This is a genomic window from Ruegeria sp. HKCCD7559, from assembly GCF_013110575.1.
Taxonomy (GTDB): Bacteria; Pseudomonadota; Alphaproteobacteria; order Rhodobacterales; family Rhodobacteraceae; genus Ruegeria.
In genome coordinates this window covers 25,098-42,130 of record NZ_WVQU01000001.1, presented here as the reverse complement: position 1 = coordinate 42,130, position 17,033 = coordinate 25,098, and the positions used below count along the sequence as shown (strand labels likewise).

The following is a 17,033-nucleotide window of genomic DNA, read 5'->3' as shown; positions in this document are numbered from 1 at the left end:
AAGAAAATGCGGGCCCCGAAAGGGCCCGCATGACGTTACGACTTATTGATTGGCGGATTCGAACCGGCGCAGCAACGCATCGCCGCGCTCCTTCGCGCTGTCCATCGCTTCCTGAGCGGTCTTCTCACCGGACCAGATCGCCTCAAGCTCTTCGTCGATGATGCCCCGGATCTGGTCGAACGATCCCAAGCGCAAGCCTTTCGAATTTGCGGTCGGCTCTTTCGTGGTCATCTGGATCACTGCGACGTCGGTGCCCGGGTTTTCGTCATAAAAACCGGCGGCACGCGTAACCTCACCCGCTTCTGTCGTGATTGGAAGGTAACCGGTGTTCTGGTGCCAGGCCGCTTGTACGTCAGGTGATGACAGGAAGCTCAGGAACTCTCCGACGCCCTTGTACTCTTCCGGCTCATGACCCTCCATTACCCAAAGAGACGCGCCACCGATGATGGTGTTTTGCGGCTCACTGGTTACGGATTCCCAATAGGGCAGCGGACGCACGTCGAAATCAAACTCAGCCTCTGCCTTGATGCCGGCGTATCCGGCCGAACTTTCGGTGAACAATGCGCACTCGCCTGACCGGAAGTTCGCACCACCTTCGTTTCTGCGGCCGGTATAGATGAACTTGCCATCCTTGGCCCAGTCACCCATCGCGGTCAGGTGTGCGACCTGCACCGGACCGTTCAGCATCAGCTCGGTATCCAGACCGGCAAATCCGTTGTCACGTGAGGCAAAGGGAACATCGTGATAGGCTGAAAGGTTTTCAAGGTGAATCCAGCTTTGCCATGCTGTCACCAGCGGGCAATCCGCGCCACCTGCCTTCAGCTGCTCGAGCACTTCGCCGACTTTTTCCCAAGTGGACAGATCCGTGTCCGGATCAACGCCTGCCGCTTGCATGGCATCGCGGTTGACCCACAGGACCGGCGTCGAGGAGTTGAAGGGAAGCGACAGCATCTCTCCGTCAGTGGTTGTGTAGTAGCCTTTGACTGCGCCAATATACGCGTCGGGATCAAAAGACGCGCCGCTTTCGGCCATCACTTCATAGACCGGCTTGATCGCCCCTTTGGCTGACATCATTGTCGCTGTGCCGACTTCGAACACCATCAGAATATGTGGTTGTTCACCGGCCCGGAATGCAGCAATCCCGGCATTCAGGGTTTCCGAGTAGTTGCCCTTGTGGCTTTCGACCACGACGAACTCATCCTGACTGGCGTTGAATTCTTCAACCTGTCCCTTGACAAGTTCCCCAAGGCGACCGGTGAAGGCATGCCAGAACTGGACTTCGGTTTGCGCCATTGCCGCCAAGGGGGACAAGGCCGTGGTGATGGCAAGAGCGCCAAGCAGATTCTTTTTCATGATTCCTCCCATGCATCAGGGTTGATGCTTCGTTGAATACCGACCGCAACGCGTAAACGGCCCACATGACGATTTCACGACGTTAACGTTACAAAAATATAATTCAAGGCCTATCTACTTGGTGAAAAAATAACATAGTGTTATGAAATGGCGCAGCAGATCGGGATCAGCAATGAGTCAAATTCTGAGAGTTCGGCAGTTGGAGGCCCTGATGGCCGTGACCACCAACGGGTCTGTCACGGCCGCAGCGGCTGATCTGGGCGTGACCCAGCCAGCTGTCAGCAGATTGCTGTCCGATCTCGAAAAATCGCTTGGGTTTCAGCTTTTTGACCGCCGGGAAGGCCGATTGGTGCCAACGCAGGAGGTTCGCTATCTCTTGCCAAGTGTCGAGCGCGTTCTCGAATTGATGAGACAGATTTCGGATGTCAGCCAGGATATCACGCAACGCAAAGCAGGGCACATCCGTGTCGCGTGCCTGCCGGGATTTGCCACCAGCCATTTGCCCAAAGTCGTTGCCGGTTTCCTGAAGGATCGGCCCGGTGTCACCCTGACGATCGAACCTGACAGACCTGAACGCATTCTGGAATGGATGATCGGCGAGCAGTATGATTTCGGAATCACTGACAGCTTTCACGGTCATCCGGCCGTAGAAAGCAGGAACATCGACGTTCGCACGGTGTGCGTGTTCCCCACTGGGCACGAGTTGGAAGGCCTGTCCGAAATTACTCCGGCGGATCTCGCACACAGCAAAATCATCCACACCCGACGCGACAGCGACTTTTTCGGGCGGCTTTCAAAAGTGTTTCAACATGCCAATGTCGAATTGAACTCGCATATCGAGGTCAGGCAGTTCACGGCAGCATGTGAATTGGCGCTGGAAGGTGTCGGTGTCTCGGTCGTTAGCGAACTGGATGCTGTCCAATACACGTCGAGGGGATTGAGTTATCGGCCATTCAAGCCGTCTTTGACGCATACCCTCTCGTTAGTGCGTCCAATTTTGAAGCAACCGTCATTGGTAACGCTGGAATTCATCGAACAGTTTCAGGAAAGCCTGAGCCCTTTCAAGGTCGGGTAACCCCGCCTTCAACCATATTCCTGTGACACAGCAGGAACTGGTCCGACGATAATACCAGTGTTCCGGCTCAACCTTGTAAGTGACCTGCCTTTCGGCCGAAAGCCGTATGTGAACTGTTCATGCTTGGCGGGATTTACAGCGAAATTCACGGCCCCTTGGACCCGACTGATGTCGACACGGCGCCGCTGCAGTCTGCTGCAACGCCGTCCAACATGGTGTTTCTTCAGATCGCGGCCTTTCGGCTTTCATCCAGGTAAATTTCACGAAGGCGTTTGGCAATCGGACCGGGTGTACCATCACCCAGCGTGACTCCGTCAATTTCCACCACCGGCATCACGAAAGCACTGGCCGAGGTCGTGAAGGCCTCATCAGCCTCTTTGGCTTCGTCGATGGTAAACAGCCGCTCTTCAACTTCCATCTGTGCTTCGGCTGCCATGCGCAGCACGGCCTTGCGAGTGATCCCGTGCAGGATGTCGTTGGACAGCGGGCGAGTCACGATCTTGCCGTTCTTGACGAAATAGGCGTTGTTGCTGGTGCCCTCGGTTACAAAGCCGTCCTCGACCAGCCATGCATCGTCGCACCCCGCTTTCTTGGCCATCATCTTGCCCATCGAGGGGTAAAGCAGTTGCACGGTTTTGATGTCGCGGCGGCCCCAACGGATGTCCTCGATAGAGATGATCTTGGCACCTTTCCGTGCCGCCGGGCTGTCAGCCAGCCCGGGCTTGTTCTGGGTGAACAGAACGAGGCTTGGCTTGGTATCGGCCGAAGGGAAGACAAAATCCCGGTCGCCGTCACTGCCGCGCGAAACCTGAAGGTAGACCAGGCCCTCTTCGATGCCATTCAGATCAACCAGCTTGCGGTGGATTTCCAGCAGCTCTTCCTTGGTGCAGGGCTCGGCCATCTCCAGCTCGTCCAGAGACCGCTTCAGGCGCACCGCGTGGCCCTCGAAATCGATCAGCTTGCCATCCAGCACACTGGTCACTTCGTAAACCGCGTCTGCAAACAGGAAGCCACGGTCAAAGATGGATACCTTGGCCTCGGTCTCGGGCAGGTATTCGCCATTTACATAAACGGTTCGGGTCATGTTTGTCTCCTCAGCCCCAGAGCGCCGCTTCGGGCGGGTGAACTCCGGCGTCGTCAAAAATCAGCGGGGTGTCGCGGTCTTCGGCCAACAGAAGCGGGCCGTCAAGGTCCGTCACCACCGCACCCTGCGCCAACAGTGTCGCGGGTGCCATGGCAAGCGAACTGCCAACCATGCAGCCGACCATGATGTCATACCCTTCCGCGATTGCGGCTTTGCGCAGTTCAAGCGCCTCGGTCAGGCCACCGGTCTTGTCGAGTTTGATGTTGATGACATCGTATTTCCCCTTAAGCCCGGGCAGGCTGGCGCGATCATGGCAGGACTCGTCGGCGCAGACGGGCACCGGGCGGTCCATTCCGATCAAAGCGTCGTCGTCACCGGCCGGCAATGGCTGCTCGACCAGTGCCACGCCCAAACGCACAAGATGCGGGGCGAGGTCGGCGTAAACCTCGGCCGACCAGCCTTCGTTCGCATCCACGATGATCCTGGCGTTCGGAGCACCTGCGCGCACGGCCTCGAGCCGGGGCATGTCATCTGGCGTGCCCAGCTTGATCTTCAGAAGCGGGCGGTGCGCGTTCTCGGCCGCCTGAGACTGCATTGCCTCCGGAGTATCCAACGACAGAGTATAGGCCGTGATCTCGGGTCCGGGCACCGGCAGGCCCGCCAAATCCCAGGCGCGTTTTCCTGCGCGCTTGCTTTCCAGATCCCACAAAGCACAATCCACGGCGTTCCGGGCGGCACCGGCAGGCAGCAGGTCCATCAGCGACCGACGGCTAAACTCAGCAGGCAGACCGGCGATCTCGGCCTCGACCGACTCGAGCGTTTCGTCATAACGCGCATAAGGGACGCATTCGCCCCAGCCCTGATGCGTTCCGTCCGACACCTGCACCGTCAGCACCTTTGCTTCGGTCCGTGACCCGCGCGAGATGGTAAACACCTGCGCCAACTGAAACACATCGCGAGAGACCTCTATCTGCACGCACCCGCTCCTTCATCTTTTCCGGAATACTCACGCCGGAGGCGAAACACCCCCGCCACCGGCGCATTGTTCAGATCACATTGCGGCCAGCGCGTCCACCAGCTTACCGGCACCGAAGCGGAACGGGTCGGTTGCGGGCAGACCCAGCTCTTCCTCGACCTTGGCCAGATAAGCCTTGGCGTCGCCTTCGCTCAAGTTCTGCGTGTTGACCGACACACCCGCAACCTGACAGGCCGGATTTGCAATCCGCGCCAGCGGCAGGGCCGTGTCACGCAATTGCGCCAATGTCGGCAGGGAATACTCGGGCAGACCACGCATATGGGTCCGGGTCGGTTCGTGGCACAGGATCAGTGCGTCGGGCTGCCCGCCATGGATCAGCGCCATGGTCACACCCGAATAAGAGACATGGAACAGCGACCCCTGCCCTTCAATGTGGTCCCAGTGATCCTCGTCATTGTCCGGTGTCAGATATTCGACCGAGCCAGCCATGAAGTCTGCAATGACCGCGTCCAGCGGAACACCCTGCCCGGTGATCAGGATGCCTGTCTGGCCCGTGGCACGGAATGTGGATTTCATGCCGCGCTTGCGCATCTCGGCATCCATCGACATCGCCGTGTACATCTTGCCTGCCGAGCAATCGGTTCCGACTGCGAGGCAACGCTTGCCAGTGCGCTTGCGGCCATTTGCGATCGGGTATCCGACAGTCGGCACACGCACGTCATGCAAGGTGCAACCATGCGTTTGTGCCGCGGCAACAAGATCACCTTCATCGCGCAGCAGGTTGTGCAAGCCCGAAGCCAGATCAAAGCCCATTTCCAGCGCTTCAATCAAAACTTCTTTCCAGGCATTGCTGATCACACCGCCACGGTTGGCGACACCGATAACCAGCGTTTTAGCGCCGGCCGCTTTGGCCTCGGTCAGGGTCATATCCTTCAGACCCAGATCAGCCTTGCAGCCGTCCATACGATATTGGCCGACGGCGTTTTCCGGGCGCCAATCCTTGATGCCCACAGCCACTTTGGCCGCCAATTGGTCGGGCGCATCGCCCAAAAACAGCAGGTACGGTGTCTCGATCATTGCGGTCACTCCTTTGATTCCGGCCTAAGCTAGAGAAGCGTTTAAACGAGCGTTTCGCGTTTTGGTCCGCCAAACACGGCAGGTACGCGACATTCTTGCGCCACGGACACAAAAGACGCAAAATTCTTCGAAGTTTTTAAAATGATTAAACTTTAATCACCACTTCCCAGCTGCTGACACGCAGCATTCTGCACCCGCATTGCCGCAGATGCACAATCTCCCTTGCGCCAGGTTGCGCAATTTAATACCTCATTGGGCGAGAATATCGCAATTTCATTACCCACACGAGGTCCAGATGAGCTTTCGCATCCAACCCGCCGCGCCTGCACGACCCAATCGCTGCCAACTGTTTGGTCCGGGATCGAATACCAAACTGTTCCCGAAAATGGCAGCTTCTGCTGCGGATGTGATCAACCTTGACCTTGAGGATTCGGTTGCGCCTTCGGACAAGGACATAGCCCGCGCCAATGTCATCGAAGCCCTGAACACTGTTGATTGGGGCAACAAATACATGTCCGTTCGCATCAACGGATTGGATACCCCCTATTGGTATCGTGACGTTGTCGACGTGTTGGAGCAGGCAGGCGACCGCCTGGACCAGATCATGATTCCCAAAGTCGGCTGCGCATCGGATGTCTATGCCGTGGATGCCCTTGTCACCGCCATTGAACGCGCCAGGGGCCGGACCAAACCGATCAGCTTCGAGGTCATTATCGAATCCGCAGCCGGTATCGCGCATGTGGAAGAGATCGCAGCCTCCTCTCCCCGCTTGCAGGCCATGAGCCTTGGAGCCGCAGATTTTGCGGCCTCGATGGGAATGCAGACCACGGGCATCGGCGGCACACAGGAAAACTATTACATGCTGCGCGAGGGTGAAAAACACTGGTCCGATCCGTGGCACTGGGCCCAAGCCGCCATCGTTGCCGCCTGCCGCACCCATGGGGTGCTGCCAGTGGATGGGCCATTCGGGGATTTCAGCGATGATGAGGGATACATCGCTCAGGCGAAACGCTCGGCCACGCTGGGCATGGTCGGCAAATGGGCGATCCACCCCAAGCAGATTGCACTGGCCAATCAGGTCTTTACCCCGTCGGATGAGGCCGTTTCCGAGGCGCGCGAAATCCTGGCCGCAATGGAACAGGCCAAAGCCAACGGTGAGGGTGCAACCGTCTATAAAGGCCGCCTTGTCGACATCGCCTCAATCAAGCAGGCCGAAGTCATCGTGGCGCAGGCCGAACTGATTGCGGCGGGCTGCTAAGCCATAAAAAGGGCGCTCCATCGAGCGCCCCTTTCAAATTCTTCAACGGCCAAAAACGTCATTGGGCGTCCATGTGAAGCGTTCCCCCTTCTTTCCTGACTTCATCATCAGGCAAGAGGTTCCCAGTTTCTGGAAATAGACGATCTTCAATGGATACCAGCCCGCCTTGGGCACTTCCACTTCGGTGCGTTGATTGGCTTCACAGCCCTGAATGCCATTTACCCGGCCAATCTGCTGACCGCCAACCCAAGCCTCTATCCCGTCATTCGACCAGGTTTCCAGCTCGTAAACGCCAGGTGAGTCAAAGCGCATATAGCCTGTGACCTCGGCGGCAACGTTGTAGGCTTGGTCGAAGGTCAAGACATCCTCACCCTTGCTGGTGTCCCTGTAGTCCAACCCGCGCAACGGCTTTCCGGGCTTCGCCTTAGACAGCATGCTTTTTGCCTGACTCAGATCCCGGATCTTCTTGTGTTGATTGCCTGTACCAGAGTATTTGACATTCAACCCCGCCTTCGGAGATGGCTGTGGATTGGCAGGTTGCAGTTTCAACGGGGCAGACAAAGCAGCCCCGGCAATGACCGAGATGGCAACTGCGGTCGCCACTGTTCGAACGAGTTTCATCGTAATCTCCCTGTTTGCGTGCCGTTTTGGCTGGGCGTTTCCCCTGGCAACGTCATTACAATGACACTAGGCCCTGAAAATTTGCGCTGCAAGAGAGTGTGGCTTCACATTTCCAGTGGTTAAGCACGCAGATCCTTGGGTGACCCCATGACCACATAGGATGTGATCGACGTGACATGAGGCAGCGTTCCCAGCACCTCGGTATGGAAGCTCTTGTAGGACGGCAGATCGGCGCATTCGACACGCAGCAGGTATTCGATTGTACCGGTTATGTTGTGGCATTCGACCACTTCGGGGGCTTGTTGCAGGGCCCGCTCGAACCCCTCTTGCGCCGCTTTCGTGTGTTCACCAAGACCGACCCCGATATAGGCGACAAAGCCGACACCCATCGCGGCCGGTTTCAGAACCGCACGATAGCCTGTGATTACGCCGGCCTTCTCGAGCTCTTGAACGCGACGCAGGCAGGCGGACGGAGACAGCCCGACCCGTTCGGCCAACTCCAGATTGCTGATGCGCCCATCACGGGTCAGTTCGTGCAATATCTGGCGATTTATCCGATCATTCTTCATCATAAGTTGCAGAAATAGCGGAAATGCGCACGAAAAAGCAATTTCATTTGCTGCCGGTCAGACGATACTTCGCAGCATGACTTACGACATCCTTCTGGCGCTCATCGCTTTTGCCTTCGTGACATCCATTACGCCCGGGCCGAACAATCTGATGCTGATGGCATCGGGTGCGAATTTCGGCTTTCGGCGTTCGATCCCGCATATGCTGGGCATTGGCCTTGGCTTCACGCTCATGGTGCTGCTGGTCGGTGCAGGGCTGGTTCAGGTCTTTGACCGGTACCCGGTCAGCTATTCAGTGCTGAAGGTCGTATCGGTGATCTATCTGCTTTATCTGGCATGGAAGATCGCGCATGCCGCGCCAGCCGCAGGCGATTTGGCAGCGGGGACACCCATGACGTTTTTGCAAGCCGCCGCCTTTCAGTGGGTGAACCCCAAAGCCTGGGCCATGGCCCTGACCGCCACAACCGCTTACACGCCCAGTCAGACCCTGCATGCGATTGCGCTTGTGGCGTTGGTTTTCGGGGCGGTCAACCTGCCATCGGTGAGCACATGGACCTTTCTCGGGCAGCAGATGTCGCGGGTGCTGACGAACCCGCGCAGGCTGGTTGCGTTCAACTGGACAATGGCGGTGCTGCTTGTGGCCTCGCTCTATCCCGTTCTCTGGCCCAGTTGACCCAGACAGGTTTCGGCCAGCACATCCTCGGGCGCGGTGTCGGGTGGGTACAGGGTCAGACGCCGCGTTAGTTTGTCGTGGGTGCAGGCCAGAGCGCGCAGCGCGGGGTCTTTCTTGGCGGTGGCCATCAGTATCCGTTTTTCCAGTCGCCCATCTGAAATCGAACATCTTCCTTGCCGAGTTGCATCCGGAGCACCGTCAGGCCATATAGCAGGGAACTTTCGCGTTGAGAGGCGTCATGACCCAGTATCTGGATTTCGAAAAACCGCTGGCTGAAATTGAAGGCAAGGCTGAAGAACTGCGTGCGTTGGCCCGCACCAACGAAGAGATGGACGTAACCGAAGAAGCCGCCGCGTTGGACGCCAAAGCCGCCAAGCTTCTGGATGAGCTTTATGCCGACCTGACCCCATGGCGGAAATGCCAGGTCGCCCGACACCCGGAACGCCCGCATTGCAACGATTACGTCAATGCCCTGTTTACCGAATTCACCCCTCTGGCCGGAGATCGCAATTTTGCCGATGATCTGGCGGTGATCGGCGGGCTTGCACGTTTCAACGATCAACCCGTCATGGTGATCGGCCATGAAAAAGGCAGCGACACCAAATCGCGGATCGAACGAAATTTCGGCATGGCCCGTCCCGAAGGCTATCGCAAGGCGGTCCGGCTGATGGAGATGGCCGGGCGGTTCGGCCTGCCAGTGATCACCCTGATCGACACCGCGGGCGCCTATCCCGGCAAAGGCGCCGAGGAACGCGGTCAGTCCGAAGCGATTGCCCGCTCGACCCAGATGTGTCTGAAGATCGGCGTGCCCCTGGTGTCGGTCATCATCGGCGAAGGCGGCTCGGGCGGGGCCGTGGCCTTTGCCTCCGCCAACCGCGTGGCAATGCTGGAACACTCGGTCTATTCGGTGATCTCGCCGGAAGGTTGCGCATCGATTCTTTGGAAAGATGCAGAAAAGATGCGTGAAGCAGCCGAGGCGCTGCGTCTGACCGCTCAGGATCTTCACAAGCTTGGCGTTTGCGACCGGATCATCCCTGAACCCAAGGGCGGCGCGCATCGCGATCGTCCGGCCGCTGTCGAGGCTGTACGCACGGCTCTCACCGATATGCTGGCGGAACTGGACGGCAAAGACGCGGCGACCCTGATACAGGACCGCCGTCAAAAATTCCTCGATATCGGCTCGAAAGGGTTGGCGGCGTAACCGTCAGCCGCCCAACCTGCGCAACAACGCAACCGAGGGTTCTCCGGTGACCGCCAGGCCATTGGCGCTTTGATACGCGCTGATGGCAGACGTCGTGTTTTTGCCGATCACCCCATCCGCGCCTTTCGTATCATACCCTTGGGATGTCAGCCGCCGTTGCAATTCCTTGCGGTCGTCCAATGTCAGACCGTTTGCATCTGGCCCGAACGAGGCCTGAAACGGCGCGCCACCGGCGATTCTGTCCGCCAGATGACCGACCCCGATCGCGTAACTGTCCGAATTGTTATAGCGCTTGATGACCTGAAAATTGCGGAAGACGGCAATGCGCGGCCCGGGTTTCTGCGGTTGCAGCACGGCGACCGGCGTGCCGGAAACGGTTCCGACCTCGCCCCCCCAAGGCTGCCCCCGCACCCAGCCTGCGCGCGACAGGTAAGCAGCGGTCGAAGCCAGCGAATCCGTCGGATCGTCCGACCAGATATCGCGCCGCCCGTCGCCGGTGAAATCCACGGCATAGGCCAGGTAAGAGGTTGGAATGAACTGCGTGTGCCCCATCGCACCGGCCCAGCTGCCGGTCATCCTGTCTGGCGTGGTGTCACCATTCTGAAGGATCTTGAGCGCCGCGATCAACTGGCTTTCAAAGAACTGACCACGCCGCCCGTCATAGGCCAGCGTCGACAGGGCTGACACAACGGGCACATCGCCGCGACGCGCGCCATAGCGGCTTTCCAGCCCCCACACTGCAACGACGATTTCCTTGTCCACCCCGTACTGCGCCTCGATCTGCGACAGCGTCCCGTTGTATTGCCGCAGCATCTTCTGGCCGGTGCTGATCCGCTCGTCCGAAGCGGCAATGGCCAGGTAGTCTTCGAGCGAGCGTTTGAACTCTACCTGATTGCGGTCGCGCTCGATTACATCGGGCAGATACCCTGCCCCCTGAAAGGCGCGGTCAATCGTGGATTGTGAAATACCTTGCGATGCCGCCCTGCCCTTGAACCCGGCAACCCAGGCATCCCAACCCGCATTGGGAACAGCCCGCATACGCGATGCAGGCGCGCTGGATGGCGCACCGCCACCCGTGCAGGCGGCCAACAATGTTGATCCAAGGCAAATGGAAAAAGTCCGTCGAGTGATCATGGCTGTGGTCTGCTCTTGTTTGTGATTTGCCTCAAGAGTAACCCAGTCGGACTGAACAGGCCAGAACGGTGAAACCTTGAGCAGTAGGCGCGGGAATGTCGGCGGGATGCCGCTCAGCTCACCAGCAAGCGCAATCCCTGCGTCACGTCCGAACGGACCGCCAGGCGCAAGCCCGGTTCGTCCCCGGCCTTGAGGGCCGCAATGATCAGCTTGTGATAATGCGGTGGCTCAGTGCGCCTGAGACGCCCGTAAAGCGCCCTCATCGTCGGCCCGAGTTGCAGCCAGACCGTTTCGGCAATGGCCAACATCGCGGGCGCCTGAGCGCGCAGGTAAAGGGTGCGGTGAAATTCCAGATTTGAACGGATGTACCCAACCGCGTCCCGCTTGGTCACCATCTCGGCAACGGTCATGTTGATGGTCTGCAAGCGGTCGATCAGCGCAATATGCGCCCGGGGCAAAGCCCGGCTGGCCAGCTCGACTTCCAGCAACGCGCGCAACGCCGCCAATTCTTCTATCCGGTCGTTGGTCAACTCAGGTGTCGAGACCCGGCCGGAATTGGACAGGAACAAAGCCCCCTCGGCGGCCAGACGGCGCACGGCCTCTCGCGCCGGGGTCATCGAGACGCCGAATTCCTTGCCGATGCCACGCAAGGTCAGCGCCTGTCCCGGCGCCATCTCACCATGCATGATTCGAGACCTCAGGGCTCGGTACACCCGGTCATGAGTGGCAGTTTGGGTGTCAGACGGGCGTGTGCTCAACATCCGCTTATGTGATCACAAAACAGTGCAAGGTCAACTCGGCTTTGCGTCAAACCTGTAACGATGCAGCTCTGCCCCATTGTCACGCAACCAGCGGCGGGGTTGCTGGCAGGGGCCGAAAATGCTTTCCACCTGTTCCCAGAACGCGGGCGAGTGGTTCATCTCGACAAGATGCGCCACTTCATGCGCGGCCACATAGCGCAGCACCTCGGACGGCGCGAGAATGAGCCGCCACGAGAACATCAATCCACCCTGTGAACTGCATGATCCCCAACGTGACCGCGTGTCGCGCAGGCCGAGCGTGCTGTACGACCGCCCCAGCATTGCCGCGTAATCATCACACGCGCCGATCAATCGATCCCGCGCCAATTCCTTCAGAAACCGGGCCAATCTGCGCGCCTCGGCCCCTTCGGGCACTGCGACCTCATCCGCCATCAACTGAACACGCCGACCCTTGGCGGGCACGATTCGCCGGACAATGCCTTCAATCGGTATTCTCTGTCCGAACTGCACCACGGCCGTTTCCGGCCTGTCCTGCAAATGCTGGCGAATCCACTCTTCCTTGGTACGTGCGAAACTCAGCGCCTCGGATTCAGGCACACCGACCGGATAGGTCAGCGTAACCCTGCCATCCAGTTGAGAAATTCGCAAACTGATGCGCCGCGCCCGGGCGGATTTGCGCAGCCTCAGCGGCACCGGTGGTGTCCCTGGCAGTGCATGCTTTCCCATATCGCGACCTCTCTTGCGCAAAGACTTTGACAGTGCTCTCTGCCTGTGGCAGGTGAGCTGAATCATTTAGACGACTCACCTGATATCAAGGGGATTTGACATGCCCAAGGAAGAATGGGGCGTAAAGCGCGTTTGCCCGACCACCGGTAAGCGATTCTACGACCTGAACAAGGACCCGATCATCAGCCCCTACACTGGCGAGATCGTGGAGCTTGAAACATCCAAAAGCCGCATGATCGCGGCCGATGCAGAAGATGCCGCCTCGGTCAAAGCGCGTGAAAACGCGTCGGAAGAGGATCTGGTTCTGGATGACGACGACTCTGTCGACGTCGAACTGGATGACGATCTGCTGGATGACGATGATGACACCAGTGATGACGTGTCGCTGGATGATATCACCGACATGTCTTCGGAAGACGAAAACTGATCAAGTCAAAGGCGACCACAGGGTCGCCTTTTTCGTTCCACGGACAGCTTAGTGCGGAAATTCGCGTTCGATTCCATTTTTGGACTTGCACTCGTCGTCACTGTCTCCTAAACGTCCGTCCACCGCATCAGCGGTACTTAGATGGGGCCTTAGCTCAGTTGGGAGAGCGCTTGCATGGCATGCAAGAGGTCAGGGGTTCGACTCCCCTAGGCTCCACCATCCCGCACTTGAAAAACTCTCCATAGTTCTTCCATTAACTCGCGTGTTTCTTCCATTTTCTGGCCAACGCGACCTTTCGGGCGCTGCATGCGACCCGCAACTGTGTTAGTCAAAGCCAGTTCTCAGTGACCTAGGGGAAGAATCCGGAGGGTTGGCTTTGAATAGTAAAACCCGCCAACCAGGGCTGACGGGCTACCCCAAACAAGTTAGTTGGGGTGGAATTCATGGGCAGGTATTCAGCACCGCTCTATCCCCTTGAGCTACCGCCATGGCGAGCAGGACTTGAACCAGCAACCTGTGCCTACTGACCTGTTTCACGTCCCCTCTGGCACCTAGGGCCGTCGCCCACTCTACCTGCGCGCCCGGAGAATCTGTGACCATGGGCTGTCCGAGGCGCGTCCCCATGGAAATCTGAGAATTTCGGAATGTCGGGCTTTCCCCGGCGCGGGTGCATAACTGCCTCCCTGAAACGTAAAATGCGCCACTACATCTTGTAGGGCGCACCTCTCTATTGTGCCAAGTTATGAATCGGCAGGACTCCTTTTATCAACGTTAACCTTAAACGATGCCAGTCACGAACGGTGTCCTCTGATGAAAGTGTCAAATTACCGAGTTTTGTGGTAATTTCAGGCAATTAAGAATTTTTTGTTTTTTGGGTGATTAAATGTATCGATATTGTTTTGGACTCTTAACAATTATTTTTTCTACGATCTTCTTTGACCAGGCTTATGCCGCCCGAGACGTGTGCAATGCTGTGGACAGTGAAGCAAGGATCGGATGGCCGGACAGTCTTTCCATGACTATAGCCGTCGATACCAGCAGTAAGATATGTCGCTTCTCGGTAGAAGGTGTGACGGCAGGGAGCCCTCCCCAATCGGAGGTATTCAATGCTCTCGATTTAGCTAGAAACGCTATTTCGAGTGGGAGTTCAACGAACTCCGAAGACATTGCAAAAAGCATCGCGCTGTTGCTGGCTGCCGCATCACCAGAGGATACGCCTGACGACGAGCTACTAACGAGCGAAGCCCAAGAAGGTATAGAAGCCTGCATTCGCATGACTGCGTTAAAGGAAGGTCAAGCCATCTTCTTTGGAGACGCCCATGATGCGGACTTGTCTTTTTTCGGTGCACGATGTGCGTGGGTGGCGTCTCCCCCGGATGCTTTGGAGAGCTTAAACAGTTTTTTGAAAGGCAATGTGACCGTTGAAGAGTTATTCCTACCTCAACTGGTATTTGTGAATGAGCGCGGAAGTTCAGTCGAAATCCTTTTCCTGCCGGTAGAGAATTCCCGATGACTGATGAAGACGAAAGAAAGTCGAAACCCAATGCGATCGAACAAAACCCCAAATTAGCCGACCGTGAAACAGGCGGTAGCGGCGATACAGGAGATCGAGACGAAGTTAGCCACGGCGGCGACGGTGGGGGTGGCGACAATGGTAACGGTGGCGGGGATGGAGACCACGCACCCGATCCCCCCCCAAGTTGGAGCAATCCGTTCAAGCGCCTTATTTGGTACATAGTCAAAATATTTCAGGACATTAGAGATGACGCCGTCAAAGAAGTTATAAAGTTCTTTCTCTATGGGGGGTCTTCAGTAGCTGGATTACTTGCACTGCTTCTTCCATCGGAACCGCCCCAATACGATCCACGATTCCGAGATGTTTCAGAAGGCGGGCCCGGTTATGCGTATGCGAACGATATGTTGGCATTGATGCGTTCCGAGGGAGTAGCGGTCGACTGGGAGTCTGGGAAACCTACTGCATTGTTGTTTTGTTCGGATTTCAAAACCGACGGAGTTGAACCAGAGCAGCTTCTTGACGTTTTCATGAAAAGGTTTCCTGATTGCTTAGTGAACTCTAACGATGTGGCAAATCGCTACACACTAAACGCCGGCCCACAATCCATCGGGCCTGTTCCCGTTGAACCAGACAACACCGAGGCCGTATTCTGCGGATGCGACCAGTCCCGAGTCGAAAGAGTCACCAGGACAAGGCTTTTAATCCACTCACCTCAATGTGTGAAATTCAACGCCGATCGGTCAAATTGTGCAAGCGAATGACGCAGATCGAAATCAGTTAAATCAATTCCTTCTCGATAGCCAACCACTCGGGCACCGTGGCAATGCCGATCTGACCGATTTCGCCACCCACCTCCACCCGAGAGAGGTGAAGCCAGACGCCATTGGAATCTCTGGTAGGCTCGTGTTTGTTCGCGCCCTGATCATCCGGGCCGGGAGAAGGCGTTGAACAGTCACATCCCTTGTCCGACCGGCGCCGGTGAATTGCGACAGTGAAATTCTGAATTCGACACAGATTGCCATCTGGATGGCTTCACATGTGGTCAGGGGATCACTGTTTATCGTTACCTCACTCTCGCGACGCCGATCCGCCGGGCGTCTGACGGGCTCCGCAAAGTTCTGTGGCCGGCCCATAGCATACTTTGGATTCGCTTGGGTAATGCTGCAATGCGGCCCGTCAAAGCTGCCTTTCACAACGGTCACTTTATAGTGATCGACGAAGGCATCGATCTTTTGCCGGAGATCACTGGGCAGGTAGCAGTTTTCCAGCAGGATGCGGTTTTTCAAAGTCTGATGCCATCGCTCGATCTACCCCTGAGTTTGCGGGTGATACGGGGCACCTCGAACATGATCCATCTGCCGATATTCCAGCCAATCGGCCAACTCGCTGGAGATGTAACTGGACCCGTTGTCACTGAGCAGCCTTGGTTTGTGCAGGACCGTCGCCTGATCGCCCCCTGAGGCTTGCAGCGCCAGGTCCAACGTGTCGGTTACGTCGCAGGCCTTCATCGTCGTGCAGAGCTTCCACGCGATGATGTAACGGCTGTAGTCGTCGAGGATCGTCGATAGGTAGAACCAGCCCCAGCCGATCACTTTCAGGTAGGTGAAGTCGGTCTGCCAGAGCTGGTTCGGCCGTGTGGTCTTGTCGTGGAACTTGTCAGCGGCGGACAGAACCACATAGGATGGGCTGGTGATCAGGTTGTAGGACTTGAGGATGCGATAGACCGAAGCCTCTGACACAAAATACTTTTCCACGTCGGTGAAGCGCACGGCCAGCTCACGTGGCGACAGATCGCTTTCCTTCAGGGCCAGGTCCTTGACCTTCTCACGAACCGGCTCGGGAATGCGGTTCCAGACCCGCGATGGCTTGGGACTGCGATCCTCAAGCGCTTCGGGGCCACCGGCCAGATACCGGTCGTACCAGCGATAGAAGGTCGTTCTAGGAATACCGAGCTTGTCCAACGTGCGCCCTGTCGGCAGGTGCGAGCCTTCGACGAGGCGGATGATCTCCAGTTTCTCAGATGCGGGGTACCTCATTCGTCGTCGCCCCCATCTGTCACCTGACAGGCGCATGCAAAGCATGCTGCCGAGAGGGCGCAATCATGCTCTTTTTCGAGCAGTCGAAGTTCCAAGGCCTGCTCAGCGACGGCCTCTTTCAAATCGCGGGATTCCCGACGCAGGTCTTTGACTTCGGTCGAAGTAGCTGCACGGGCCGTGTCGCCAGCCAGACGCTTCTTTCCAGCCTCAAGGAATTCCTTGGACCAACTGTAATACAGGCTCTGGGCAATGCCTTCGCGGCGGCACAGCTCAGCAATGCTATCCTCGCCCTTCAGGCCGTCCAGCACGATCCTGATCTTCTCCTCCGCTGAATACTGTTTGCGTGTGGCGCGACGGATGTCTTTGACGACCTTCTCACCGTGGCTTTGCTTGGTTCCGGGTTTCTGTCTCATCTCCACTCCTTGGTGGTTACGATGTGCCAGAAACCCTCTCTTATTAAATCGACCTAAACTGTCCCATTGGCGCTGACGTCAGACAAAAAGCACAAATAACAGTCGGGCATGAACTACGCACAATGATGCCCGG

At 57.4% G+C, this 17,033-nt stretch carries 17 protein-coding genes, 1 tRNA gene and 1 pseudogene; 8 read left to right on the top strand and 11 right to left on the bottom strand.

The features are described 5' to 3' along the window. Positions 1–42 precede the first annotated feature (42 nt). The gene (gene ugpB / locus GS605_RS00215; RefSeq protein WP_171722726.1) at positions 43–1,353 is read right to left on the bottom strand and encodes a sn-glycerol-3-phosphate ABC transporter substrate-binding protein UgpB; all 1,311 of its coding nucleotides are present in this window, start codon (positions 1,351–1,353) and stop codon (positions 43–45) included. Between the two features lie 172 nt (positions 1,354–1,525). Here ugpB and GS605_RS00210 point away from each other — a divergent pair, with 172 nt between their 5' ends. Continuing rightward, on the top strand, positions 1,526–2,428 hold the full coding sequence (locus GS605_RS00210) for a LysR substrate-binding domain-containing protein (RefSeq protein WP_171722725.1): 903 nt from the start codon (positions 1,526–1,528) through the stop codon (positions 2,426–2,428). Between the two features lie 223 nt (positions 2,429–2,651). Here the strand turns inward: GS605_RS00210 and GS605_RS00205 are convergent, their stop codons facing one another. The 3 genes from GS605_RS00205 to dgcN all read right to left on the bottom strand — a co-directional run bounded on the left by GS605_RS00205 (position 2,652) and on the right by dgcN (position 5,565). Continuing rightward, positions 2,652–3,512: a D-amino-acid transaminase gene (locus GS605_RS00205; protein WP_152459035.1), complete on the bottom strand. Its 861-nt coding sequence runs from the start codon at positions 3,510–3,512 to the stop codon at positions 2,652–2,654. Between the two features lie 10 nt (positions 3,513–3,522). After that, positions 3,523–4,488, bottom strand: a complete 966-nt coding sequence (gene dgcA / locus GS605_RS00200) for an N-acetyl-D-Glu racemase DgcA (protein WP_171722724.1) — start codon at positions 4,486–4,488, stop codon at positions 3,523–3,525. 75 nt (positions 4,489–4,563) lie between these two features. Continuing rightward, complete coding sequence (dgcN, locus tag GS605_RS00195; protein ID WP_171722723.1) at positions 4,564–5,565, bottom strand: N-acetyltransferase DgcN; 1,002 nt, start codon at positions 5,563–5,565, stop codon at positions 4,564–4,566. 295 nt (positions 5,566–5,860) lie between these two features. Between dgcN and GS605_RS00190 the strand changes: the two genes are divergently transcribed. Beyond that, positions 5,861–6,823, top strand: coding sequence for an L-malyl-CoA/beta-methylmalyl-CoA lyase (locus GS605_RS00190; protein WP_171722722.1), 963 nt, complete (start codon positions 5,861–5,863; stop codon positions 6,821–6,823). A gap of 42 nt (positions 6,824–6,865) precedes the next feature. On the opposite strand, the gene GS605_RS00185 is transcribed toward GS605_RS00190, so the two are convergent. After that, positions 6,866–7,444, bottom strand: coding sequence for a PA14 domain-containing protein (locus GS605_RS00185; RefSeq protein ID WP_171722721.1), 579 nt, complete (start codon positions 7,442–7,444; stop codon positions 6,866–6,868). A 119-nt stretch (positions 7,445–7,563) separates the two neighbouring features. Next, positions 7,564–8,016, bottom strand: a complete 453-nt coding sequence (locus GS605_RS00180) for an Lrp/AsnC family transcriptional regulator (protein WP_171722720.1) — start codon at positions 8,014–8,016, stop codon at positions 7,564–7,566. 73 nt (positions 8,017–8,089) lie between these two features. Here GS605_RS00180 and GS605_RS00175 point away from each other — a divergent pair, with 73 nt between their 5' ends. Next, positions 8,090–8,686 carry a LysE family translocator gene (locus tag GS605_RS00175; RefSeq protein WP_171118858.1) on the top strand — a complete coding sequence of 199 codons (597 nt, stop codon included), beginning with the start codon at positions 8,090–8,092 and terminating at the stop codon, positions 8,684–8,686. Here the strand turns inward: GS605_RS00175 and GS605_RS00170 are convergent. Beyond that, positions 8,662–8,814, bottom strand: coding sequence for a hypothetical protein (locus GS605_RS00170; protein ID WP_171722719.1), 153 nt, complete (start codon positions 8,812–8,814; stop codon positions 8,662–8,664). The genes GS605_RS00175 and GS605_RS00170 overlap by 25 nt on opposite strands. 110 nt (positions 8,815–8,924) lie before the next feature. Here GS605_RS00170 and GS605_RS00165 point away from each other — a divergent pair, with 110 nt between their 5' ends. Then, positions 8,925–9,887 (top strand): acetyl-CoA carboxylase carboxyltransferase subunit alpha, encoded by a 963-nt coding sequence (locus tag GS605_RS00165; protein WP_171634566.1) that lies wholly within the window; start codon positions 8,925–8,927, stop codon positions 9,885–9,887. Between the two features lie 3 nt (positions 9,888–9,890). Here the strand turns inward: GS605_RS00165 and GS605_RS00160 are convergent, their stop codons facing one another. The 3 genes from GS605_RS00160 to GS605_RS00150 all read right to left on the bottom strand — a co-directional run bounded on the left by GS605_RS00160 (position 9,891) and on the right by GS605_RS00150 (position 12,508). Beyond that, positions 9,891–11,021, bottom strand: coding sequence for a lytic murein transglycosylase (locus tag GS605_RS00160; protein ID WP_171634569.1), 1,131 nt, complete (start codon positions 11,019–11,021; stop codon positions 9,891–9,893). 113 nt (positions 11,022–11,134) lie between these two features. Continuing rightward, positions 11,135–11,782: a GntR family transcriptional regulator gene (locus tag GS605_RS00155; protein ID WP_170346010.1), complete on the bottom strand. Its 648-nt coding sequence runs from the start codon at positions 11,780–11,782 to the stop codon at positions 11,135–11,137. Between the two features lie 30 nt (positions 11,783–11,812). Then, entirely contained in the window at positions 11,813–12,508 is a 696-nt protein-coding gene (locus GS605_RS00150) for a M48 family metallopeptidase (protein WP_253283225.1), read from the bottom strand. Positions 12,509–12,608: 100 nt separating this feature from the next. On the opposite strand from GS605_RS00150, the gene GS605_RS00145 reads away from it, so the two are divergent. The 4 genes from GS605_RS00145 to GS605_RS00130 all read left to right on the top strand — a co-directional run bounded on the left by GS605_RS00145 (position 12,609) and on the right by GS605_RS00130 (position 15,212). Further along, complete coding sequence (locus GS605_RS00145; RefSeq protein ID WP_171634574.1) at positions 12,609–12,935, top strand: TIGR02300 family protein; 327 nt, start codon at positions 12,609–12,611, stop codon at positions 12,933–12,935. Between the two features lie 143 nt (positions 12,936–13,078). Beyond that, positions 13,079–13,154: transfer RNA gene (locus GS605_RS00140), tRNA-Ala, on the top strand. Between the two features lie 664 nt (positions 13,155–13,818). Continuing rightward, positions 13,819–14,448 (top strand): hypothetical protein, encoded by a 630-nt coding sequence (locus GS605_RS00135; RefSeq protein ID WP_171722717.1) that lies wholly within the window; start codon positions 13,819–13,821, stop codon positions 14,446–14,448. Next, positions 14,445–15,212 carry a hypothetical protein gene (locus GS605_RS00130; protein WP_171722716.1) on the top strand — a complete coding sequence of 256 codons (768 nt, stop codon included), beginning with the start codon at positions 14,445–14,447 and terminating at the stop codon, positions 15,210–15,212. Before GS605_RS00135 ends, GS605_RS00130 begins: the two co-directional genes overlap by 4 nt. A 444-nt stretch (positions 15,213–15,656) precedes the next feature. Here GS605_RS00130 and GS605_RS00125 read toward each other — a convergent pair. Beyond that, a pseudogene (locus GS605_RS00125) lies at positions 15,657–16,900 on the bottom strand (IS3 family transposase); the annotation flags it as partial. Positions 16,901–17,033 lie beyond the last annotated feature (133 nt).